19 protein-coding genes are annotated in these 23,182 nt (G+C 50.8%); 4 read left to right on the top strand and 15 right to left on the bottom strand.

What is annotated here, in order from left to right; all coding sequences use genetic code 11:
• Positions 1-140 precede the first annotated feature (140 nt).
• From mutL to EXIG_RS05515, 8 genes are all read right to left on the bottom strand, one after another.
• A complete protein-coding gene (gene mutL, locus EXIG_RS05550; RefSeq protein ID WP_012369948.1) occupies positions 141-1,964 on the bottom strand; it encodes a DNA mismatch repair endonuclease MutL in 1,824 nt (607 codons plus the stop codon).
• Between the two features lie 14 nt (positions 1,965-1,978).
• On the bottom strand, positions 1,979-4,510 hold the full coding sequence (gene mutS / locus EXIG_RS05545) for a DNA mismatch repair protein MutS (RefSeq protein ID WP_012369947.1): 2,532 nt from the start codon (positions 4,508-4,510) through the stop codon (positions 1,979-1,981).
• 66 nt (positions 4,511-4,576) lie between these two features.
• Positions 4,577-5,014 (bottom strand): YlbF/YmcA family competence regulator, encoded by a 438-nt coding sequence (locus tag EXIG_RS05540; protein ID WP_012369946.1) that lies wholly within the window; start codon positions 5,012-5,014, stop codon positions 4,577-4,579.
• Between the two features lie 115 nt (positions 5,015-5,129).
• On the bottom strand, positions 5,130-5,951 hold the full coding sequence (locus EXIG_RS05535; RefSeq protein WP_012369945.1) for a DNA-3-methyladenine glycosylase family protein: 822 nt from the start codon (positions 5,949-5,951) through the stop codon (positions 5,130-5,132).
• A gap of 12 nt (positions 5,952-5,963) precedes the next feature.
• Positions 5,964-7,232: a DUF445 domain-containing protein gene (locus tag EXIG_RS05530; protein ID WP_012369944.1), complete on the bottom strand. Its 1,269-nt coding sequence runs from the start codon at positions 7,230-7,232 to the stop codon at positions 5,964-5,966.
• Positions 7,233-7,348: 116 nt separating this feature from the next.
• Entirely contained in the window at positions 7,349-7,636 is a 288-nt protein-coding gene (locus EXIG_RS05525; RefSeq protein ID WP_012369943.1) for a hypothetical protein, read from the bottom strand.
• A 129-nt stretch (positions 7,637-7,765) separates the two neighbouring features.
• Entirely contained in the window at positions 7,766-9,223 is a 1,458-nt protein-coding gene (locus EXIG_RS05520; protein WP_012369942.1) for a phytoene desaturase family protein, read from the bottom strand.
• Positions 9,220-10,842, bottom strand: a complete 1,623-nt coding sequence (locus EXIG_RS05515) for a DUF3153 domain-containing protein (protein WP_012369941.1) — start codon at positions 10,840-10,842, stop codon at positions 9,220-9,222. Before EXIG_RS05515 ends, EXIG_RS05520 begins: the two co-directional genes overlap by 4 nt.
• A gap of 539 nt (positions 10,843-11,381) precedes the next feature.
• Here EXIG_RS05515 and EXIG_RS05510 point away from each other — a divergent pair.
• Genes EXIG_RS05510 through EXIG_RS05495 form a run of 4 tightly spaced genes read left to right on the top strand, consistent with a single transcriptional unit; the run spans position 11,382 to position 15,210 of the window.
• Positions 11,382-12,377: a siderophore ABC transporter substrate-binding protein gene (locus tag EXIG_RS05510; RefSeq protein ID WP_012369940.1), complete on the top strand. Its 996-nt coding sequence runs from the start codon at positions 11,382-11,384 to the stop codon at positions 12,375-12,377.
• On the top strand, positions 12,378-13,397 hold the full coding sequence (locus tag EXIG_RS05505) for an ABC transporter permease (RefSeq protein WP_012369939.1): 1,020 nt from the start codon (positions 12,378-12,380) through the stop codon (positions 13,395-13,397). It abuts the gene before it with no gap.
• A gap of 8 nt (positions 13,398-13,405) precedes the next feature.
• On the top strand, positions 13,406-14,461 hold the full coding sequence (locus tag EXIG_RS05500; RefSeq protein WP_438940150.1) for an iron chelate uptake ABC transporter family permease subunit: 1,056 nt from the start codon (positions 13,406-13,408) through the stop codon (positions 14,459-14,461).
• A complete protein-coding gene (locus EXIG_RS05495) occupies positions 14,458-15,210 on the top strand; it encodes an iron ABC transporter ATP-binding protein (protein ID WP_012369937.1) in 753 nt (250 codons plus the stop codon). Before EXIG_RS05500 ends, EXIG_RS05495 begins: the two co-directional genes overlap by 4 nt.
• 78 nt (positions 15,211-15,288) lie before the next feature.
• Here EXIG_RS05495 and EXIG_RS05490 read toward each other — a convergent pair whose 3' ends face one another.
• The 7 genes from EXIG_RS05490 to rny all read right to left on the bottom strand — a co-directional run bounded on the left by EXIG_RS05490 (position 15,289) and on the right by rny (position 23,152).
• Positions 15,289-16,461, bottom strand: coding sequence for a glycine C-acetyltransferase (locus EXIG_RS05490; RefSeq protein ID WP_012369936.1), 1,173 nt, complete (start codon positions 16,459-16,461; stop codon positions 15,289-15,291).
• Complete coding sequence (gene tdh / locus EXIG_RS05485) at positions 16,461-17,552, bottom strand: L-threonine 3-dehydrogenase (RefSeq protein WP_012369935.1); 1,092 nt, start codon at positions 17,550-17,552, stop codon at positions 16,461-16,463. Before tdh ends, EXIG_RS05490 begins: the two co-directional genes overlap by 1 nt.
• Positions 17,553-17,647: 95 nt before the next feature.
• Positions 17,648-18,514, bottom strand: coding sequence for a 2-oxoacid:ferredoxin oxidoreductase subunit beta (locus EXIG_RS05480; protein WP_012369934.1), 867 nt, complete (start codon positions 18,512-18,514; stop codon positions 17,648-17,650).
• Positions 18,501-20,252: a 2-oxoacid:acceptor oxidoreductase subunit alpha gene (locus tag EXIG_RS05475; RefSeq protein ID WP_012369933.1), complete on the bottom strand. Its 1,752-nt coding sequence runs from the start codon at positions 20,250-20,252 to the stop codon at positions 18,501-18,503. The genes EXIG_RS05480 and EXIG_RS05475 overlap by 14 nt, the downstream gene beginning before the upstream one ends.
• 202 nt (positions 20,253-20,454) lie before the next feature.
• The gene (locus EXIG_RS05470) at positions 20,455-20,715 is read right to left on the bottom strand and encodes a stage V sporulation protein S (protein WP_012369932.1); all 261 of its coding nucleotides are present in this window, start codon (positions 20,713-20,715) and stop codon (positions 20,455-20,457) included.
• A 29-nt stretch (positions 20,716-20,744) separates the two neighbouring features.
• The gene (locus EXIG_RS05465; protein ID WP_012369931.1) at positions 20,745-21,539 is read right to left on the bottom strand and encodes a TIGR00282 family metallophosphoesterase; all 795 of its coding nucleotides are present in this window, start codon (positions 21,537-21,539) and stop codon (positions 20,745-20,747) included.
• A gap of 50 nt (positions 21,540-21,589) precedes the next feature.
• Positions 21,590-23,152 (bottom strand): ribonuclease Y, encoded by a 1,563-nt coding sequence (gene rny, locus EXIG_RS05460; protein ID WP_012369930.1) that lies wholly within the window; start codon positions 23,150-23,152, stop codon positions 21,590-21,592.
• Positions 23,153-23,182 lie beyond the last annotated feature (30 nt).

Genomic DNA, 23,182 nt, shown 5'->3' with positions numbered 1-23,182 from the left:
ATCCTCCTCACTTTGTGAACAATCAATGAAATAACCCCGATTCGTTCAAGTAACCGTTCTCACACCGTTTCTGTCCTTTTTCTGTTCTAGCACAAAAAAAGAAGAGCCACCTGTCGTAAGACAGGCATCTCTTCTCTTCGTTACGTGACGCGTTTAAACAGTTTTTCCAGTTCATACGTCGTCCATTCGATGATGACCGGCCGACCGTGCGGACAGGTGAACGGCATCTCGGTTTTGGCGAGGTCAACGATCAACTGCCGCATCATCTCATGATTCAGTGGATGATTCGCTTTGATCGATTTTTTACACGCCATCATGATTGCCGCATCTTCCCGGTACGTTTCAAGATCGACCTTGCGTTTCATCAACGCTTCATCCATCAGTTCCTGAATCGTCTCCTCCTGCCGGTGCGACGGGAACCAGGTCGGAACTTCCCGGACGATGAAACTTTGGGGACCAAAGGCTTCGAGCTCAATCCCGACATCGCGGAGGAGCGGCAATACTTCGTCCATCCGCCGCATGTCGTCACTCGCAATCTCAAACGTATACGGTAGCAACAGCTGTTGTTTCTGCTCGAGCGGACGACCGAACATGACCTTATACGTCTCATATTTAATCCGTTCCTGGGCGGCATGCTGATCAATCAGATACATTCCATCCGCACCCGAACAGACGATATACGAAGAATGAAGCTGACCGATGACATCAAGATGCGGAAATTTCGGACCCGTCGCGACCGGCTCATCTGTTTGTTCCGGTACCGGCTCATCCGGCATATCGATCGATGGATCCGGTGGTTGAATCCGGTTGGCTGACGGGACATGTTCGTTCCCCGCTTCCGTCCGTTTCGGAATCGGATAATTCCAAACGGATCGCGAAGACAGTTCCTCAACCGGCTCTGCCACATAGGAAAATTCCAACTTCTCCTGCGCACTCGGATCTTTTTTAGGTTTTTGCGGTGTCACTTTCGGAATCAATGTCTGCCGGCTGAGTGTTAAGCGGATCGTCTCCTGAATCAGTTGACAAAGTTCCGCTTCCTTCGACAGACGGACCTCCCGCTTCGCAGGGTGGACATTAACATCAATCAGCAACGGATCCATCGTCACTTCAATGACGGCAATCGGAAAACGACCGATTGGCAGCAAAGTGTGATAACCGTTTAAAACGGCTTGTGTCAGGGCAAAGTTTTTCACCGAACGCCCATTTAAGATCAAGGTAATGTAATTTTTCGATGCCCGGGTCACTTCCGGCTTCACGAGATGACAGGTCAGTTGATAATCGGCCGTCGTGCCGGTTGCAACAAGTGTCCCCTGAATCGTCTGATGCCCGTAGACACTGGCAAGAGCCTGCCGGACATCCCCCGAACCATTCGTCTGAATCAAGACTTTGCCTTCATGGACCGCATACAATTTGACATCCGGATGGGCAAAAGCGACCCGGTTTAAAATGTCCGTGATGGCCGCCAGTTCCGTATGCGTCGTTTTGAGATACTTCAGCCGGGCCGGTGTATTAAAGAATAATTGTTCGACCGTCAGCTCTGTCCCCCGATTCATCGCAATCGCCGACCGATCCGTCAGCCGTCCGCAATCAAGCGTCAGCTGAATCCCTTCCTGCTCTTCCCGTTTCGTCTTTAAGGTCACTTTACTGACGGATGCAATCGAGGCCAAGGCTTCACCACGGAATCCAAGCGTCTTGATGCGGAATAAATCGTGTTCATCCTTGATTTTGCTTGTCGCGTGCCGGACAAACGCCAGTTCCGCGTCTTCCGGATAAAAACCGTGTCCGTTGTCACGGATCGTGATGCGTTTCATTCCCGCTTCTTCGAGTTCGACATCAACCTGTGTCGCTCCCGCATCGAGTGCATTTTCCACCAGTTCCTTGACGACAGAGGCAGGCCGTTCGACGACCTCACCTGCCGCAATCCGGTTCGCAAGCGAATCGGACAGTTCCCGAATGATTCCCATGCCGGACGACCTCCTTATTTTCTCGCTTCCGCCTGCAGACGGTAGAGCGTGTTTAATGCTTCAAGTGGTGTCATATTGATTAAATCCAGTGTCTGGACCGTTTCCCGGACCGGGTCCGTCTCCGCAAAGAGACTGAGTTGATCAACCGGTTCCGCCTGAACGACCGGCTCTTTCGGTGATACGACGGTCCGTTCCTCTGTTTGCTCGAATTCCGATAACAGGACTTCCGCCCGGGCAATCAGGGCATCCGGTAAATCAGCCAGACGGGCAACGTGGATTCCGTATGATTGATCGGCTTTCCCGTCCCTTACTTCATGTAAGAAGACGACCCGTCCATCCTGTTCGACAGCCCGGACATGGACATTCGCGAGACGCGGCATCGAGTCCTCAAGGACCGTCAACTCATGATAATGGGTCGAGAACAGAGTCTTCGCCCCGACGTGCTCCGCGATGTGCTCGACGATGGCCTGTGCGAGCGCCATCCCGTCATACGTCGATGTCCCGCGACCAATTTCGTCGAGGAGAATCAACGAACGGTCCGTTGCCCGTGTCAACGCTTCCTGCGTCTCGACCATCTCGACCATGAAGGTCGATTGACCGCTGACTAAATCGTCCGCTGCTCCGATCCGGGTGAAAATCTGATCAAAGATCGGTAACTCGGCCCGGCTTGCCGGGACAAACGATCCGATTTGATGCAATAAGGCAATCAAAGCAAACTGGCGCATATACGTCGATTTACCGGACATGTTCGGTCCTGTGATTAACAGCATTTCCCGGTCTTCATTCAGATTGATGCCGTTCGCAACATACTCCCCGCGTGGCAATACCGTCTCGATGACCGGATGTCGCCCGTTTTCAATCATTACATTCCGACCCGTCAAGGTCACCGGTCGGACGTAATCATGCCGTTCAGCGGTTTCCGCCAAAGCGACGAGAACATCAAGTTCGGCAATCCGCCGGCTGACCCGTTGCAGACTTTCGATGTGTGTCTTCACCTGATCGCGGACCTGACAAAACAGTTCGTATTCCAGCGTAATACTTTTTTCCTCAGCTCCGAGAATCAGTGCTTCCTTCTCTTTCAGTTCCGGCGTCACATACCGTTCCGCATTCGCAAGTGTCTGTTTCCGTTCGTAACGCCCTTCCGGCAACAGTTTGGCATTGGCCCGCGATACTTCGATGTAATAACCGAAGACCCGGTTGTAGCCGATTTTCAACGTCTTAATCCCCGTCGCTTGCCGTTCACTGGCTTCAAGCGTTGCCAGCCACGTCTTCCCGTCTTTTGACGCCACCAGTAATTCGTCGAGCGCCGGATCAAATCCGGTCCGGATCATTCCGCCATCTTTCGTCGAAATCGGTGGAGCCTCGACAAAAGCACGGTCGAGCAGATCGGTTAATTCATCGTGCGGATCAAGTCCAAGTGCCAGCTGTCCGAGCCGGTCACTGAATAATTCTTCCAGTGCCGCTTGAATCCGCGGAATCAGACGCAGCGTTGACTTCAACTGGACGAGATCGCGGGCGGAAGCCGTCCCGTATCCGACTTTTGCGACCAATCGTTCCAAGTCATAGACTTCGCGCAATGTATCCTTCAACTGTTGACGCTCGAAATAATGAGCCAGCAGTTCTTCGACGGCATCCAGCCGCTCGGCAATCGTATGTTGTGACAGCAACGGTTTTTCGAGCCAGCGCTTCAGCATCCGTCCGCCCATTGCCGTACCGGTGACGTCCAGCAGTCCCAGTAACGAGCCCTTTTTATCACCGGTCCGGGCAGACCGGACCAGCTCCAGATTTTTGACCGTATTCGGTTCGAGCTGCATGAAGTCGGCCGCTTCGTAAACGATGGCCGGTTGCAGATGGGCAAGCGACCGTTTTTGCGTATCATGCATGTAGGCATAGAGCACAGCAAAGGCATCTGCTTGTGCCGCATCAATCGCCCTGTCGCCGTGCGGATGGGTTTCCCGGCGCGTACTTTGTGTCAACGGAATCTGCAAGTGGCTGAGTGCCGCCTCGTGTTCACTTGACGTGACGACAATTTCACGCGGCAGGATGATACTCAATTCTTTTGCCACGGCATCAAGTGTCGCAACACTCGTCAAGGCACTTTCACCGGTCGAAACGTCGCCCCGGGCAATCCCGAATCGTCCGTCCTGTTCGACGACGGCGACGAGATACCGGTTTTCTTTTTCCGTCAACGAGGACATCAGCGTTCCCGGTGTAATGACTTGGACGACTTCTCGTTTAACGAGACCTTTCGTCAGCTTCGGATCTTCGACCTGATCACATAAAGCCACCTTATAACCGCGTTCGATCAATTGTTCGATATAGCCGTTTGCGGCATGGTGCGGTACACCGCACATCGGAATCGGGTGTTCGGCATTCTTGCCGTTTTTCGCTGTCAGCGTCAATTCCAGTTCATGCGCCACTTGTTTGGCATCTTCAAAAAATAATTCGTAAAAATCACCTAACCGATAAAACAAAAAGGCATCCGGATAGTCGGCCTTAATCGAAAAATATTGTTTCATCATCGGTGTGTTATGGACTGCTTCCATGCTGTTCACCCCATTCGCGTAAAAAGCCGACGGGAATCCGTCGGCTTTTCCCATTCAATTCATTGATTAATAGCCGCAACCGCCGCTTTTATTTTCCGCTTCCATCCCGCTGCCTGTTTTCCCCGCCAGGACATCACCGTCTGTCGCTTCGATAATTTGATCTGTGATTCCGTTTGAAATCGTTACCGTCACGTATTGAAGGAGTCCGTTGACTTCTTCCTGTGATTCCTGGAATTGCTGGACGACCGGCATTTCATCGAGTTCTGCGAATAATTTATCCAGTTTTGCTTCGACACGTGCCAAAGCTTCCGTTTTGCCGTAGTGCTGGCAGTTGACGGCTTCTTTTTGCAGGAACTTGATTTGTTTCATCATCTTTTGAACTTTTTCGTTCCCGTTGATGTTGGCTTCAGCGGCTTTGAATCGTTCCACCTCTGACGTTTCGGAAATCATTTTCGCGATTTCATTGGCCTTTTCGATGATTTGTTCATCTGTGTACATATACATTCGTCCCCTCTATCGGAAGCGGTGATTCCGCTACGCTTATCGTATCTGCGAACGATGACTCGTTCTTAACGCATTCATTATACCGTTCTCATTGAGGGGTGACAAGAATAGTTCCTTATTCAATCGACCGCCATAATAAATACGCAGCATGACTCCGATACGGGGCAAATTCTTCCGCAAGCAGAACCGCTTCCTCGACACTCGGGCGTGTACCGTGCAACCGCTCAAACGCTCGCAAAATACCGATATCCGATGCCGGAAACAGATCTTCCCGTCCGTAACCGAACATCAGGACATTTTGCACCGTCCAGGGACCGACTCCTTTTAAGGCAATCAGCGTCTCGGCAATCGTGGCGTCTGGCGCTTCCGTCAGCCGCTCGAAATCGATTGCGGCCCGTGCGGCACCAAGCAAATAGTCGACTTTCCGGCCGGATAGTTGCAATGCCCGAAGCTGTTCCGGTTCGACATTCACCAGTTGCTCTGCCGTCGGCGGGAAAATTACACCGTTTTGTTCCGTGCCGAACGTCCGGCAGAAGCGTTCCATCAGCACTTGCGCAAATGCCAGATTAATCTGTTGATGGATGATGGACCGGATCAGTGCCGTAAACGGATTAATATCCAGGACCAGCCGCTCCGCACCAAACGTTGACACGACTTCTGAAAGCGAAGTCTCTGAGAGGTGCTGACTTGGGTTCGTCGTATCCAGACGAAACCGACAGCGCAACAGTTGCACCATCGGTTCCTGTGGACCTTCTCCGGATAAGAGCAGTTCGCGGGAACCGACTGCTTCCACCTGACCGATAAAGTTCCCTTCCGGCAACATAACCGGTACGAACAACCGCCCGTCCTGTTCAACTTGTAGCCGGTCACCGCGAAGCCGCTTTCGGATTCCGGCAAAGTCATAGTCGTCTTCTAACCGTAAGTTCTTCTGCCACATACCATCGCTCCTTCAACCAATGAATAGTTTGATTCCACCGAGAATCAGACCGATGAAAAAGCCGCAGATCGCACCGTTGACACGAATCCATTGCAAATCATTTCCGACTTTATCTTCAATCATATGAATCAACGTTTCCGTATCAAATCGATTTAAGTTTTCCCGGACCAAGCCACCGATTTTTTGATGGTTTTGATCAACGAACCGAACAAGCTGGTCTTTCATCCAGCGGTCACTTTCTTGCTTGAACGTCGGATGCTGATCCCACTCGTTCAGCGCTTGGTTCATCAACGGTAAAGCACGATTTTCCCAGAAAGAATCAGATGCCAAGTACGTTTTCAGTTCCTCGATTCCTGCCGTGTAAGCCCGGTTCAAGACCGGTTGCATATCAAAACGATCCACTTCCGCTGCTTTCCATTGATCAATTTTTGCAAGCCGCTCTTCGTCTTGCGTCAATTGTGCCAAATTCCGGCGGACGTGATCAAGAATCGCCAGACGGTTCGGGTGATGCACCTGTTTCATGTCTTCAATCACACTCAGCAGGACCGATTGAATGACAAGGCTCAACCGTTCTTCCGAGTAGACTTTTTGGACGGTTTTCGCCGTAACGCGTAAAAAGGTGTTTTTTTCCTGATCAATCATCGCGTGGTACGCCAGACGACCGATTTGATCCCGAATAACCGGATCTTCAAGCAGGCGTTGTCCGTATCCGAGCAATTGATCGATTGCCAGCTCATCGAGCCGCCGTTCCTCGTTTAATCCCATCAGCCGTTCTGCCAACCGTTTCGACGGATACGCTTTAACCGTATCGGAAATCCGGTCATCGACGACTTTCAGAATCGCCTCTTTCGGCAGTTTGTGTAAAATACCCGTCAGCAGTTCCGTCACCGTCGAACGAAATGCCGGCAACAGGACAATCGAACGCAATAATTTGATGAAACGGTCGGCGAGTGTCATATGCCGCAACTTTTCGACGATACTTTCTTTATTGAGCAAATCTTTCTCGAGCATCTGGACGATCGACTCGATAACGCGTTCCCGGTTTTTCGGCAACAGGTTCGTATGGGGAATTTTCAGTCCGAGCGGATGGCGGAATAACGCCGTGATGGCGAACCAGTCCGCAATTCCGCCGACGAGACCTGCTTCAAAGCCGCTTTGCAGCCAGAACACCCAGTTGTTTTCTTTAAACGGCAACGAGGCGATAAAGCCGACTGCCATAAAAATCAGGGACACGGTCGCAAGACGCCGCGTCGATGATTTGGGTTTTAGTTGTTGTTGCAAGATGGTTCCTCCTTCTCGCTGCGTTTTTTTGTCATACTTCGTATACGTTTTGAAACGGATACAAGTTTCGACATGAAAGAGTCCCAGCCTCAACCGGACTGGGACTCATTATGTAGTTAAAACGTAAATTCACCGAAATTTTCGCCGTCCCATGTCGCAGTCGCTGTCGACACAAAGTAGACGAGTCCGTTTCCGAACGTATTTTCCATCAATGAAACAATCTGATGACCGGCTGTCTGTTCGACGAATGCCAATCGGACTTCTTCTTTTCCTTGATAAATTCGTTCATAGACGCTTAATCCCCGGGCATTGATGAAGGTGCGGGCGTTTGTAAAAATCAACGGCCCGACTTCCGGGCGACGTTCTTGAATGAAATGTTGACACTTGTCCTCAAACTGATTCAATCTCGTTCACTCCTTCTCTCTCTTTTTTCTCTCATGATTATGTACTTCCCGTCTCGCCTCAATCATAATCCTGTTCTCTAAAAAAAGCGACCATCCGGCCGCTTCTTTCACGATTTACCAAATTCATGCTTAAATCTTCACACCAAACTCGCGGGCGACATGAATCGCCGATGTCGTCGCCCCGATTGTCCCGGCACCTGGAAATACGGTATCACCGATGATATAAAGTCCCGGCACCCCCGTCCGAAACGAGGCTGCCTGAAACAGACTGGTCGACGGCAACTGCGGATAGCCGCCAACACCGCCGTCCGGGCGTGACGTATAGCGGACCCAGGCACCCGGTCCGCCGGGATGGCGTTCGATCGCTTGATCTTTGAAACCCGGAAATTCGCGTTCCAAAATCGTTTCGAATGTTTCCTGCATGGCTTTAACTTGCCGGTCATATTGCGCACGGTCGTCGCGTGCGAACCGGCCGATCGGAATATGACAGGACATCGTCAATGTCCGACATCCGATTGGTGCCCGGTTGAGATCTCCCGGTCGAGATAACGAGATGAACGCATGGCCGGACGGCAACATCGGATCGTGAATTTGCCGAAATGCCTGATCGTCTTGAATGATTGTCTCGGGAATCGCTGCATAGTAGGTGAAGGTCGCCCACTGCGACAAACCGGCTTGCCGCTTGTATGTCCGGCGTAAGACCGGTTTCAAGGACGGACTGACGAATTGCTGCACTGCTTCGAGCGGCAGAGCACCGATGACGGCGTCCGCAAGCAGGAGTCGCCCCCGCCGGTCTTCCAGCAAAAAGCCGTCTGCCGTTTTCCGCACCGAGGTGATTTTCCGACCCAGTAACACGGTTGCCCCGTCTGCTTCAGCAGACGCTTTCAGACGTTTGGCGACCTGATACAATCCACCCGGAACATAATAGGCGCCGTCATGATAAATCGATAACGCCACGGCTCCAAGCAATGCCGATGCTTCCTTGCCCGTCTGCATGCTGTCTAGTAAAATTCCGTCAATCAATTGGGCAAAAATCGTCCCGTCCAACTGATGTTTCCGGAGCATGTCACCTATCGTCCGTGTCAGATAAGGCAACAGCGGCAGACTTGCTTTCGTTTCTTTGACGACCATCCGAGCATCATCCCATGTCTTGAGCGGCAACGCCGGTAAGGCCTGCATCAACGGTCGGACGTGCCGCTGAATCCGGTCCACTTCGTCAAAAAAGTCTTGAATCGCGTCTGCCTGGCTGCGGAACTGTTCCTTCAGATGACGAATGAACCGTGCACGGTCGCGGTAATAGAGGATCTCGTACCCCGGAAGTTTAATGGTCATGACGGTATCGAGCAGTTCTACAGGCTGGTCGATTTGCAGATGCCGCAACACCCGTTCATGAATGCCGCCCGACTCAAAACCCATGCCGAGCGTTGCACCGACCGGGTAAGTGAAATCTTTCCGGGTAAACTTCCCCGCCGATCCGCCCCATTCGCGACTCCCCTCGCACAAGGTGACGTCATGTCCGTGTCGAGCAAGTAAGGCGGCTGCGGTGACTCCGGCTATCCCGCCCCCGATGATGGCAATCCGTTTCATGACGATTCCTCCTCTGTTTCTGTCACCAGATTTTCTTTAAACAAGAAATTCCGGACTTCCTTAAACACCGGTTCGCGGCGATGAATCGTAAAGTGATCATATTTATAAGATTTCGTTTGGATATTATCCGTATACGCATCGAGTGCAAACGAACTTTTAAGCGGAATCAAATTGAAGTCTCCGCCCTTCGCGCCAAAGGAATAGACGAGTACATCACGCGGCCAAGTGTCGAGCCGGTCTTTCAGATTTTTCATCGCCGCTGAATTTTCGGCTAAATCCTGGATCGCCGGACTGTTTGTATTCGTTCCGAACGGAGCAAGCGTCAGCCCGAGCGTCGCATAATCAGAACCGCTGATCGGCGCATCAAGTGTCACGAGTTTTCGGACATGATACGGGATGTCTTCTTTCAGCGTATAGGCGACGACATCGACTCCGCCCATACTGTGACCGACCAGTTGGATGTCGGTGAAGGTCGCCCGTTGTTTCCGGTCATACTGTTCAATCGCTGCACTGAGCCATTTTTGTTGATTGGCAAGACTGGCTTCATCGTCTTCAAAAACAATCCGGACAAGCGGATAGCCGGTCGTGGACGGTTTAACATCACACACGACTTTTCCGTTCCGTGAGACGTCACATCTGCCGCCGTCATCCGCGAGCTTTTTTTTCGTAAAATTATCAATCATCGGCAGAAACGTCCGCTCGGTTCCAAACAAACCATGGACCATGAAGGTCGGTGTGATTTCACCGACTTGCGGCGTGACAATCTGTTTCGTCGGCGGTGGGGCACTCGATGTCTCGTCGGCAAAGAACCACCACGCACTGCCTCCGACAAGCAGACAGACAAAGACCGAAATACCAATCGTCTGCAATTGTTTGCGCCGTAATTTCCGGACGTGATGCACAATCCAGAACACGAGCAGACAGAGACCAATCAACAGAACGACACCGGTAATGATCCAGCCGGTCGGATTCGGAACGTAAGCAATCAGTTGTAACTGGTTGGCCTTCGTCCCGTACAGTTTCCACGAGACATTGTTATGATTCGCCCAGTCGATTTTTTCCCCGTTTTGCAGACCGATCACTTTCGGTCCGTGCAGGTTGATTTCGATATCTGCCTGCCGGAGATAACGATCGGCTAATTTTTTGACCTGTCCGGTCGGCTGATACCCTTTGATATTCAAACGATCGATACTTAAATCAATGTTCGTATCCAACCGGTACGTATTAAACCAAAATCCTTTTTCCTGTTTGACTTCATACGTCGTATCCGGCGGAATCAGAATGCCGCCAATCCCTGTTTTCCATTCATCTTTAATCGTCGCCAAATCTTCGAATTTTGCAAATTTCTTTTCCATCCGGATGCCTTCATAATCATCCTGTGTCTTAAACGTTTCTGCCGCATAACCGTTCTTCTCGGCCTGCTTGACATACTTACTCCAGTCCGGGTTCAAGTTAAGTAATCGCGCCACCGGATGCTCTTTTGCGGCATATGTCGTTTTTAAGGTTACACTTTTGTCGGTGTGGACCGTCGCATCGTACTGGATCCGGATACAGCCCCCAAGTACCAGCGCCATCAAGGCGAACGACAGTACAATGAGTTTTTTTCGTTTGCTGATCAAACTGTCACACGCCCTTTCTCTCTTTTATCGATTCTTGTTTCTTTTCCCTAACTCGTCAGTCCTCATGCTTCAAAATAGGATTGTCCAACAAAATGTAACAGACCACAAGCACGGATCGTTTTATCAGGCAGGACAAAAAATCCTTTTTTCATTCCGTGCTTTCTACTTTTCTAGAAAAACATTTGTTGATTCCATCGGTTGATAAAAAATCGATCAGGTTCCAGCGAATAATTTAATTCGATTGTTTTTGCCATTATAGCAAGTCTTTCGCCGGTTATCAGTAAGTGATCGGCTGCTCCTGCAACATATGACTTTCGAGTAACCTTTTCATTTTTTATTTTTATATAGTTTATAGAAATAAAAAATCGACAACTCCGGTAAATGGAAATTGTCATTGCATCTCCAATTTTTGTCTGCTATCATTCAGTTTGAAGATGACAATGATAATCATTATCAATAATTCTGTGAGAAATTAAAATACCTACATATTCACGGAATTGATGGGAGGCATTGTCCAAATCAAAAGGAGATGAATGAGAATGGGCACAGTAAAAACATCGATGGTGATCAGTTCACTCGCCGTCCTACTCGCCGCGTGCGGCACAGCGAACGAAACGACTACGACGGACAGCAAGAAATCCGCCACGAAAACAATCGACATTACAGATGCACACGGTACGGTCAAAGTACCCGTAAAACCAAAGAAAGTCGTGGCACTCGATAACCGGACATTTGAAACACTCGCTGACTGGGAGGTCAAACTCGCGGCTGCTCCGGTCGGACTGTTGCCGGCGGGATCACCTTACGCCAAGGACAAGGATATCGTCGACGTCGGAATGCACTTCGAACCGAACCTTGAAGCAATTGCCGGAGTTGATCCGGATGTCGTCATCGTCGGTCAACGCTTTGCGGATTATTACGATGATATTAAAAAACTGGTCCCGGAAGCCGCAGTCATCGATCTCGACATCGAACTGCCGGAACAATCCGGTACGCCCGGTGAATTGCTAGTCAAAGGACTCGAGGATACGACATACACGCTCGGACAGATTTTTGCCAAGGAAAAAGAAGCCGACCAACTCGTCACGACGTTTGAACAATCGATTCAGGACGTGAAAAAATCATATAACGGAACAGACAGCGTCATGTCCGTCATCGTCTCGGGCGGCGATATCGGTTTCTCCGCACCGATGAGCGGTCGGGTCTTCGGACCGATGTATGACATATTCGGCTGGAAACCGGCCCTGGAAGTCAAACAAAAATCAGGTAACGATCAAGGAGACGAGGTGTCCGTCGAAGCCATCGCTCAAAGCAATCCGGACCGGTTACTTGTCTTAGACCGTGACGCTCCTCTCGGAAACGCCAAAGATGCTGTTCCGGCGGAAGATGTCATCGATCGTGCACCGGCGCTTCAACAGACAACAGCCGTCAAAGAACAGCGGATCGTCTATACGCCTAAAGATATGTACTTAAACGAATCGATCCAGACCTATTCGGAATTTTTCCAAAGCGTATCGAAAGCGTTTGTGAAGTAAATGGAGCAGGTCAAGCCGCAACAAGTGAATGGAAGTGTTGAGCCGAGTGCCCGACCTTCCTTTTCTGTCGTTTGGACGCCGCCGTTCATCATCGCTCTCCTGATCATCGGTCTGCTTGCCGTTACTTCCCTGTTGACCGGAGTCTATGACCTCAACAACACGGCGAATGACTTTTCTATGTTTTGGATTACACGTGTTCCGCGAACAATCGCCCTGATGCTGACAGGCGCAGCGATGGCGATGGCGGGACTCGTCATGCAGCTGATTACACAGAACCGGCTCGTCGAACCGACGACGACCGGTACGATTGAATGGGCGGGACTTGGACTATTGACTGTTTATCTGCTTGTCCCGGCACCGACACTGATGATGCGGATGACCGGTGCCATTGTGTTTGCCTTTATCGGCACGATGGTGTTCTTTTGGTTCCTGCGTTCGGTCAAGCTTCGGTCTTCGCTGATCGTACCGATCATCGGACTGATGCTCGGCGCTGTCATCTCGGCCATTTCCACCTTCTTAGGTTTATACTTCCGGGCGAGTCAGGCACTGGAAGGCTGGTTCGTCGGATCGTTTTCATCCGTCCAGATCGGTCGCTATGAATACTTATGGATAATTGTCGGGGTCACGTTTTGTATCTTTTTTCTTGCCAATCGTTTAACGTTGGTTGGTCTCGGTGAAGATATCGCGACCAGTCTCGGCGTTCATTACAATCGTCTGATGATGATGGCAACAGGTCTGATTGCCTTGTCCGTCGGCATCGTTGCAACGGTCATCGGAAATTTACCGTTTCTCGGTCTGATCGTGCCGAACCTTGTCTCGATGATGCGCGGAGATGACTTGCGCAGTAACTTGCCATGGGTCTGCGTCATCGGGATGGGGACGGTTCTCATCAGTGATTTGGTTTCGCGGACGTTGGTCCGCCCCTTTGAACTGCCGGTCTCACTGATCCTTGGAACAGTCGGGTCAGCAGTCTTCATTCTCATCCTGTTGCGGCAACGAACAAGAGGAGGTATCCGATGAATACCGTCATGCATCGAAAACCAAAACCCTACCGAAGTGAACGAACAACCGCTCATACAAGTGACCGGAACGCTTCTGCCTTCCCGTCCAAACGACATGCACGCCGCTACTGGATCTTGTTGTCCCTGTTTCTGTTCGGTGGACTGCTCTGTTCCCTTGGTCTACTGCTCTACAACAATCCGGTACCCGTTCAGTCACCGTCCTTTTGGCCGGTCGTCGAACGCCGAATCACAGCCGTCACGACGATGGCGATTGCCGCACTCTGCCAAAGTCTCGCCACCGTCGCCTTTCATTCGGTCACGAATAACCGGATCATCACGCCGTCCCTGCTTGGATTCGATGCGCTGTACTCAACGATTCAAACGTCGATGATCTTTTTCTTTGGTGCAGGGGCTCTGATCGGTTTTTCCGGAACGAAAGCCTTTTTGACACAAGTCGGTCTCATGCTCGTGATGAGTCTATTGCTTTACGGATGGCTGTTATCCGGAAAATATGCCGATTTACAACTCCTGTTGCTCGTCGGTATCATCCTTGGCACCGGACTGAATTCTCTTGCCAGCTTCATGCGGCGGATGCTCGATCCGTCCGAGTTCGATATTTTGCAGGCCCGATTGTTCGGTTCAGTCACGAATGCCGATCCTGCCTATTTTCCAATCGTGATTCCGGTCGTCCTGATTGTCAGTGTCTTGTTGTTCCTGTCGGCGAACCGTCTGAATGTCATCGCCCTCGGAAAGGACGTCGCGACCTCGTTCGGCATCAATCACCGCCGAAGCGTCCTCTACATCCTCATCCTTATTTCCCTGCTCATGTCGATGTCGACGGCACTGATCGGACCACTGACGTTTTTCGGTTTTCTTGTTGCCACACTCAGTTATCAGGTCGCTTCCACGTATGACCATAAGTACGTCTTGCCGATGGCCTTTTCGATTGGTTTTCTCGTTCTGACGAGTGCTTATTTCTTTATGTATCATATTTTCAATGCACCGAGCGTCGTCTCCGTCATCATCGAACTGTTTGGCGGTCTGATTTTCTTAACGGTGTTATTACGAAAGAGGTCCTTATGATTAAATTAACGCAAGTCAAAAAAACGTATACGGATCATGTCCAGATCGGTCCGATTGAGTTAGAGATTCCGAAAGCGGGTCTGACCGCACTGATCGGACCGAACGGCGCCGGTAAATCGACGACACTGATGATGATCGGTCGTCTGTTGCAACTTGATGAAGGACAGATTCAAGTCGCAGGACTCGATGTCTCAAGCACGAAGTCAAAGGATTTAGCAAAAATCATGACGATTCTTCGTCAGGAAAATCATTTCGTGACCCGGCTGACGGTTCGCCAACTGGTCGGATTTGGCCGGTTCCCCTACTCGCAAGGGCGAATGACACTGGAAGATGAGAACATCACGTCAAAATACATCGACTTTCTTGACCTGACACCACTTGAGAACCGTTACCTCGACGAACTGTCAGGCGGACAGCGTCAACGGGCTTATGTCGCGATGGTCTTGTGTCAGGAGACGGACTACGTGTTGCTTGATGAACCGCTCAACAATCTCGATATCGCCCGGTCCGTCCAGATGATGGGATATCTGCGTCATGTCGCGGATGAGCTTGGAAGAACGATCATTACCGTCTTACACGACATCAACTTTGCAGCGAAATATGCCGACCATATTTGTGCGATGAAACATGGACAGATTGCTGCATTCGGTACGGTACAGGAAATCATGGTCGCAAACACGCTCTCCGATATTTTTGAGACCAATCTCGAAATCATAGATGGGCCATACGGACCGATTGCCGTTTACTGAGATGATCCAGCAGGAAACATATCAAAAAGAAGGACGGCGCATCGAGTGATGGGCCGTCCTTCTATGTTTTCGTACCTTTTAAATCAATTCCAGTTCTTGTCCGACTTGTTTAAACGCTTCGAGCGCCTGTTCCAAGTCTTCCCGTGTATGTTCCGCTGTGACGATCGTCCGGACACGCGCTTTGCCTTTTGCGACCGTCGGGAAGGCAATCCCTTGTGCAAAGACACCGTGTTGACGCAGACGGTCTGACAGCTGATGGCATAATGCTTCGTCGCCGACGATGACCGGTGTGATCGGCGTCGTCGACGTGCCGATATTAAAGCCGAGTTCTCGTAATCCGTGTTTGAAGAATTCCGTGTTTTCCCAGAGACGGTCAAACAGTTCCGTTTCTTCTTCCATGACCCGAAGTGCTTCCCGGTTTGCTTCGACGACTGCCGGTGGGTGCGACGTCGAGAAGAGGAACGGACGGCCTTTATGGATCAGATAATCTTTGACGTGTTGTTCACACGCGACGTAGCCGCCGAGAACACCAATCGCTTTTGAGAGCGTCCCGACCTGTAAGGCAACGCGTCCGTCAAGTCCGAAGTGATTGACCGTTCCGCGGCCACTTTTTCCGAGAACACCCGATGCATGGGCATCATCGACCATGACGAGGGCATCATATTTTTCAGCCAGTTCAACGATTTCTGGGAGTGGCGCGATATTACCGTCCATTGAGAAGACACCATCCGTAACGACGAGACGTGTCCGTGCGTCCTGTGTTTCCTGCAGTGCTGCTTCCAAATCCGCAAGATCGACGTGGTTATAAATGCGGCGTTTCGCTTTTGTCAGACGAATCCCGTCGATGATTGATGCATGGTTCAAGGCGTCAGAAATGACGACGTCTTCCGGTCCAAGCAAGGCTGACAACACACCGAGGTTTGTCGCGAATCCTGATTGGAAGACAAGTGCCGCTTCCGTATGCTTGAATGTCGCCAGTTCCCGTTCGAATGCTTGGTGCATTTCGAGTGTTCCGGCAATCGTCCGGACCGATCCCGTTCCGGCACCGAATTCAAGTGCCGCGTCCGCCGCCCGTTTCGCGAGGCGCGGATGCGCTGCAAGTCCGAGATAGTTGTTTGACGACAATTGAATCAATTCTTTCCCGTCGACAGTTACCCGGTTGTGCTGGGCACTTTCGAGTGCAACGAGTTCGCGGAACGTTCCCGCTTGTTTCATCTCTTCTAATTCTGTCCGTAAATGCTCAAATCCCATTAATTCGTCCCCCTTGGTTGTAGTACGACCTTTCCACATTTCCCTTGTCGCATCAATTCGAATCCTTCTTCAAACCGTTCGAGTGGCAATGTGTGTGTAATCAACGGTTTGACATCGACTTTTCCGCTCGACAGGAATGCGGATACTTGACTCCATGTCTCATACATTTTCCGTCCGGTGATGCCTTGAACGCGAACACCTTTAAAAACAACGTGATTCGTCAGATCAATCTCGACCGGTTTGACCGGCAGACTGAGAATGTTGACGTCTCCGCCGGCTGTCACCATCTCAAATGCTTGACGAATCGCAACCGGATGACCGCTCATTTCACAGACGACATCAATCCCGTCCCCGTCCGTCATCATCCGGACCCGTTCGAGAACATCCTCGTGGCGTGAATCGATGACGACATCTGCGCCCATCGTTTTCGCAAGCTCCAACCGGTACGGATTGACATCAATCGCAATGACTTCCGCAGCTCCTGCCGCTTTTGCGACCGAGACAGCCATCAGACCGATTGGACCGCAACCGACGATGGCGACCGTTTTAGCGCTGACGTCACTCGCAAGAACCGTGTGAACGGCATTGCCCATCGGCTCTTGAATCGATGCGATGGCGGCTGGCATATCCTCCGGATTGACCCAGAGATTTTCTTCCGGCATGACGACGTACTCGGCGAAACAGCCTTGTGTATCGACGCCGATGATTTTTGTGTTTTTACAAATGTGATACTGCCCCCGCAGACACTGTTTGCATTGATGACAGACGATATGTGTTTCCGCTGAGACACGGTCCCCGAGTTTCAGACGTTTCGTCCCTTCTCCCAGTTCCACGACTTCACCGGAAAACTCATGTCCGAAAACATACGGCGGATTCACGCGTGATGCTGCCCACGCGTCCCATTCGTAAATGTGGACATCCGTCCCGCAGATGGAAGTCGCTTCCACGCGAATCAAGACTTCACCACGTTTTGGTGAAGGAACTGCGACTTCTTTCAAGACAGCGCCAAATCCCCGTTCTTCCTTGACGAGTGCGCGCATCGTTTTTACTTTTGTCGTATCTTCTACAGCTGTCACTAGTTTTGTCATCATTCCCCGACTCCTTCGTGGTCTTTGCCTCTTTCTCTAATCGGTCCAGACCAAGTATTGAGCATCCCCAAATAACCAAACAATCTTTCACTTCTAGTTTACATGAATTCAGCCGCAAGTTTACCAAATGTTTCTTCATTCATCTCAAGATCGGCAAAAGTTAGTCCATTCTCCGCATATCCGTCGATTTGTGACTGATAATCCGGACGTGAATCATCCTGATAAATCAGACCCATGACGAGACCGTTGTGTTCATGGACGACGCGTTTCGCCACATCAAGATCCGTCGCGTCATAGTCTTCAAGATCATCGAGTTTCGTTAAATTCTGCTTGAACCAGTCGTACGTGTTGACTTTATTAAACGTCACACACGGACTGAAAACGTTGATGAAGGCAAATCCTTTATGTTGCGTCGCCTGTTCAATCAGACTCGTCAAGCCTTTTAAGTCGTTCGAAAAACTTTGGGCGACGAAGGTCGCGCCTGCCGTCAAGGCCAGTTCGACCGGTGAAACACTTTTTTCAATCGATCCTTTCGGCGTCGACTTCGTCTTAAAACCAAGTGCCGACGTCGGTGATGTCTGCCCTTTCGTTAGCCCGTAAATTTGATTGTCCATGACGATGTACGTCATATCCACATTTCGTTTGAAGGCGTGAATCGTATGCCCCATCCCGATGGCAAAACCATCTCCGTCACCGCCGGACGCGATGACCGTCAATTCACGGTTTGCCATCTTGACGCCTTGAGCGATCGGTAACGACCGGCCATGAACGCCGTGGAAGCCGTACGTGTTGATATAACCGGAAATTCGTCCCGAACAGCCGATGCCGGAAATCAACGCCAGTTCTTCAGGCTCTAGCCCGACGTTTGCGACGGCACGCTGAATGGCCGCCTGAATCGAAAAGTCGCCGCAGCCCGGACACCAGTTCGGTTTGACATCGTTTCTGAAATCTTTAAAGGTTGCCATGGAAAATCCCTCCTGCAACGACTTGTTCCACTACTTCCGCCGGATAGAACGGATCGCCGTTGAATTTTAAAATGTGTTCAATTTTTTCTGCAAAACCGCAGTTCATCTGAATCAGTTTCGCGAGTTGGCCCGTCGCATTGTATTCGACGACGACAACCTGCTTTGCCCGCTCGAGGTGCGGACGGACCAGTTCACTCGGAAACGGATGCATCTGGCGGATGTGGAGATGATCGACATGAATGCCCTGTTCTTCGAGACGCGGCATCACTTCTTCAATCGTTCCGCGTGTCGAATTAAAACCGACAAACAGGATATCCGGTGTCGCATGCTGTTCCGTGACGAGGACGGCATCCTTCATCCGGAATTGACCGAGCTTCCGCAGACGTTTCGTCATTTGGTCGACCCGGTTTTTCGTCGCTTCCGACGGACGGCCTTCTTCGTTATGTTCGACGCCCGTCACGTGATGGATTCCGTGTTTCGTACCGGGGACGACTCGTGGACTGATTCCGTCTTCCGTCACTTCATACCGTTTGAAATACGATTTACCTTCAAGCTCCGGCAATTCGTCGAGCATCAGTTTCCCGCGACGGATTTCCACACGGTTGACATCAAGCGGTTCGACAGACTGTTTTCCGAGCGACAACATCAAGTCCGTCAATAAAATCACTGGACACTGGTATTCTTCCGCGATGTTGAACGCTTCGGCTGCATCATAAAAAGCTTCTTCGACCGTCGACGGCGCGAGGACGACTTTCGGGATCTCACCATGTGTGCTGTAAATCATCGCCATCAAGTCGGACTGTTCCTGTTTCGTCGGCAGTCCGGTCGATGGTCCGCCGCGTTGCGTATCGATGATGACAAGCGGCGTTTCCGTCATCCCGGACAAGCCGATCGCCTCTGCCATGAGAGACAATCCCGGTCCGGCTGACGCGGTCAGGGACCGGACGCCGGCATAGTTGGCACCGATGGCCATTGTCACCGCGGCAAGTTCATCTTCCGTCTGAACGACGGTTCCGCCGAACTGCGGTAATTTTTTAATTAAGTACTCCATGATTTCCGACGACGGCGTAATCGGATAGGCGGCCATCAGACGGGCTCCGCCTGCCACTGCACCAAGCGCAATCGCATCGTTGCCGATCATGAACATCCGTTGCTGTCCATCTGCCGGATCGAGGATAAAGCGTTCCGCTGTTCCGGCCATCGCCTCAAATGCCGCGGCGCCTTCACGGATTGCCGATAAGTTCTTTTCGACCATCTCCGGTCCTTTTCGACCAAAAATTTGTTCCACGACCGCCTGGAACCGTTCCGGTGCAATCCCGAGAATGGCGCTCGATGCTCCGATGGCGACCATGTTCTTCATCAGCGATGTGCCAAGTCCGGACGCAATTTCCGTAAAGGGAATCGGATACAAAGCAGCACGTGTCTGATCCGGATTCGTCGGATTGAACTTCGCGTCGGCGATGATGATGGCGCCTTGACGCAACTCATGGAAGTTGACATCGATGGTTTCCTGATCAAAGGCGACCAGAATATCAAGATCATCGGCGACGGTCCGGACTTCGTGTGTCGCGACACGGATTTTGTTGTTCGTATGTCCTCCCTTGATGCGTGAAGAAAAATGACGGTATCCATATAAGTAATAACCAAGACGGTTCAAGGCAATGGCAAAGATCTCACCCGTCGACTCGATCCCTTCCCCCTGCTGACCGCCTACTTTCCATGACAATTGATTGTACATCGACGTTCGCTCCTTTTATCCCCTGAAATGATTGAAGCTGTCTGCTTCACTATCCTCCCCCATGATACCGATTTCCCGATACTTGTACAATGCTCCTCTGGCGAATCCATTGATTTTTTCCGGCTGTCCGACATAAAAAAAGACCATCTACTCCAACGAGTAAATGGTCTGCTTTAACGTAGGACCTATGTCCAATGATGCATCATCGTGGTTCAATGATTAATTTGATTGCCGTCCGTTCCTCGCCATCAATCATGATGTCGGTAAATGCCGGAATACAGATCAAATCCATGCCTGCCGGTGCGACAAACCCTCTTGCGATTGCCACCGCTTTAACGGATTGATTGAGAGCACCTGCTCCGATTGCCTGAATCTCGACAGAACCTTTCTCTCGAAGTACACCTGCGAGCGCTCCTGCGACCGCATTCGGATTCGATTTAGCTGATACTTTCAGGACGTCCATGCATGTACCTCCCAATCAAAAATCAAAGCTCAATCAAAGAAAATCGATTGATCCGTCAAATGGATGCGTTCAATCTTCGTTGCTTTTTTTGATACATCATCAATATGAATCAAGACTCCATTTAATTGTTCCCGTCCTTCAGCAACTTCAAACCGGGTTGGGAGCTGTGTTTTAAATTTTCGTAACACATCTTCTTTACGCATACCGAGGACACCGTCGAGCGGTCCTGTCATGCCGACGTCGGTGATGTAAGCCGTTCCGCCTTCAAGAATCCGTTCGTCCGCTGTCTGGACGTGGGTATGCGTTCCGACGACTGCTTGGACACGTCCTGCCAAGTGGTAACCCATCGCGATTTTTTCACTCGTCGCTTCTGCGTGGACGTCAACGAAAATCGCATCGACTTCCCCTTCGACTTCCGCAATCAGCTCATCGACTGTCCGGAACGGATCGCCGAGCGGCGGCAGGAAGACGGTCCCTTGCACGTTGATGACGGCAATTTTTTTGTTGCCGACTTTTAACACCATCATGCCGCGGCCGGGTGTTCCTTCCGGATAGTTCGCCGGGCGGACGATCCGGTCCGCATCGTCGATCCAATCAAAGATATCCCGGTTGTCAAACGTATGATTCCCCATCGTCACGCCGTGGAATCCGAGTTCAAGCAATTGATGGTAGATGGATTTCGTGATTCCCCGGCCATGTGCGGCATTCTCGCCGTTGACGAGCATGACCGTCGGATTATATTTCGATTTAATACGTGCAGTGAATTGCTGTAAGATATGACGTCCTGGTGCCCCGACGACATCTCCGATAAATAAGATCTTCATGAAACATTCCTCCAGTAATTAAAAAAAGTGGCGGTCGCCCGCCACTTTGCTTATTTTGCGTATTCGACTGCTCGTGTTTCCCGAATGACCGTGACTTTGATATGACCCGGATAATCGAGTTCTTCTTCGATTTTTTTCCGGATATCGCTTGCCATCTTATGAGCAAGGACATCGTCGACGACATCAGGACGAACGATGATCCGGACTTCGCGACCTGCTTGAATCGCGAATGACTTCTCAACACCGTCGAATGATTCCGAGATTTCTTCCAGGCGTTCAAGACGCCGGATATAACTCTCGAGTGTTTCTTGACGTGCACCCGGACGAGCGGCTGATAAAGCATCCGCTGCCGCAACCAGGACGGAAATGACAGATGTCGCTTCCGTATCCCCGTGGTGGGAAGCAATCGCATTGATGACGGTTGGATGTTCTTTGTACTTCGTACCAAGTTCCACTCCGATTTCAACGTGACTTCCTTCCACTTCGTGGTCAATCGCTTTCCCGATATCGTGGAGGAGACCGGCGCGTTTCGCAAGTGTTACATCTTCACCGAGCTCTGCTGCCATCATACCGGCAAGATGAGCGACTTCGAGTGAGTGGAACAATACGTTTTGACCGTAACTTGTCCGATACTTCAAGCGGCCGAGAATTTTGACGAGATCCGGATGAATACCGTGAATCCCGACATCATATGTCGCTTCTTCACCGATTTCACGAATCCGTTCGTCGACTTCCCGACGTGATTTGTCGACCATCTCTTCAATTCGTGCCGGGTGAATCCGGCCGTCTTGAACGAGTTTTTCAAGGGCCATCTTCGCCACTTCGCGGCGAATCGGATCAAATCCGGACAAAATGACCGCTTCCGGTGTGTCATCGATGATTAAATCGATACCCGTTAACGTTTCGAGGGTCCGGATGTTACGACCTTCACGACCGATGATCCGGCCTTTCATCTCGTCATTCGGCAAGTTGACGACCGAAACCGTCGTCTCTGCGATATGTTCCGCGGCGAACCGTTGAATCGCAAGTGAAAGGATGTTGCGTGCTTTTTTGTCTGCTTCTTCTTTTGCTTTTTGTTCGATTTCTTTTTGAAGAATGGCTGCATCGTGCATGGCAGCTTGTTTCGTCTCATCCATGATGATAGCTCTAGCTTCGTCTTGCGAAAGATTCGCAACACGTACGAGCTCTTGGCGTCCCTGTTCATACAGGTCCTCTACTTTGCGTTCTAACTCTTCAGCTTGATGCTTCCGTTTCGCGATCTCTGCATCACGCGTATTGATTTGTTCTTCCTTGCGGTCGATGGAATCAACACGGCGATCGAGCGTCTCTTCTTTTTGGAGCAATCGTCCTTCTTGTTTCGTTAACTCTTGACGACGTTCACGAAGCTCTTTTTCGACTTCATTCCGAAGTTTAAAGGCTTCATCTTTCGCTTCGAGCAATGCTTCTTTTTTCGTTGCTTCCGCTGATACTTGTGCACGTTCCACGATTTTCGTCGCTTCTGTTTCCGCGCCTTGAATCTTTGCTTCTGCAATCGATTTCCGCAAGAAGTAGCCTACGATGAATGCGATCAGTATTGCGAGGAGAAGTATGACAATCCAAGTTGTTGTACCCATGGGTTCACCTCCCCTTTACAAGGTGTTTCT

The organism is Exiguobacterium artemiae 255-15, from assembly GCF_000019905.1.
Taxonomy (GTDB): domain Bacteria; phylum Bacillota; class Bacilli; order Exiguobacteriales; family Exiguobacteriaceae; genus Exiguobacterium_A; species Exiguobacterium_A artemiae.
Note: the sequence above shows the minus strand (reverse complement) of the source record. Positions and strands in the feature narration are given on the sequence as shown.

Excerpts from the sequence above, each read along its gene's own strand:
- EXIG_RS05520 (WP_012369942.1), bottom strand. The coding sequence starts at position 9,223 with ATGAAACGGATTGCCATCATCGGGGGCGGGATAGCCGGAGTCACCGCA.
- EXIG_RS05500 (WP_438940150.1), top strand. The coding sequence starts at position 13,406 with ATGCATCGAAAACCAAAACCCTACCGAAGTGAACGAACAACCGCTCAT.
- tdh (WP_012369935.1), bottom strand. The coding sequence starts at position 17,552 with ATGATGACAAAACTAGTGACAGCTGTAGAAGATACGACAAAAGTAAAA.
- EXIG_RS05490 (WP_012369936.1), bottom strand. The coding sequence starts at position 16,461 with ATGGGATTTGAGCATTTACGGACAGAATTAGAAGAGATGAAACAAGCG.
- EXIG_RS05535 (WP_012369945.1), bottom strand. The coding sequence starts at position 5,951 with ATGTGGCAGAAGAACTTACGGTTAGAAGACGACTATGACTTTGCCGGA.
- EXIG_RS05480 (WP_012369934.1), bottom strand. The coding sequence starts at position 18,514 with ATGGCAACCTTTAAAGATTTCAGAAACGATGTCAAACCGAACTGGTGT.
- EXIG_RS05470 (WP_012369932.1), bottom strand. The coding sequence starts at position 20,715 with ATGGACGTCCTGAAAGTATCAGCTAAATCGAATCCGAATGCGGTCGCA.
- mutL (WP_012369948.1), bottom strand. The coding sequence starts at position 1,964 with ATGGGAATCATTCGGGAACTGTCCGATTCGCTTGCGAACCGGATTGCG.
- rny (WP_012369930.1), bottom strand. The coding sequence starts at position 23,152 with ATGGGTACAACAACTTGGATTGTCATACTTCTCCTCGCAATACTGATC.
- EXIG_RS05465 (WP_012369931.1), bottom strand. The coding sequence starts at position 21,539 with ATGAAGATCTTATTTATCGGAGATGTCGTCGGGGCACCAGGACGTCAT.
- EXIG_RS05540 (WP_012369946.1), bottom strand. The coding sequence starts at position 5,014 with ATGTATATGTACACAGATGAACAAATCATCGAAAAGGCCAATGAAATC.
- mutS (WP_012369947.1), bottom strand. The coding sequence starts at position 4,510 with ATGGAAGCAGTCCATAACACACCGATGATGAAACAATATTTTTCGATT.
- EXIG_RS05510 (WP_012369940.1), top strand. The coding sequence starts at position 11,382 with ATGGGCACAGTAAAAACATCGATGGTGATCAGTTCACTCGCCGTCCTA.
- EXIG_RS05495 (WP_012369937.1), top strand. The coding sequence starts at position 14,458 with ATGATTAAATTAACGCAAGTCAAAAAAACGTATACGGATCATGTCCAG.
- EXIG_RS05475 (WP_012369933.1), bottom strand. The coding sequence starts at position 20,252 with ATGTACAATCAATTGTCATGGAAAGTAGGCGGTCAGCAGGGGGAAGGG.
- EXIG_RS05505 (WP_012369939.1), top strand. The coding sequence starts at position 12,378 with ATGGAGCAGGTCAAGCCGCAACAAGTGAATGGAAGTGTTGAGCCGAGT.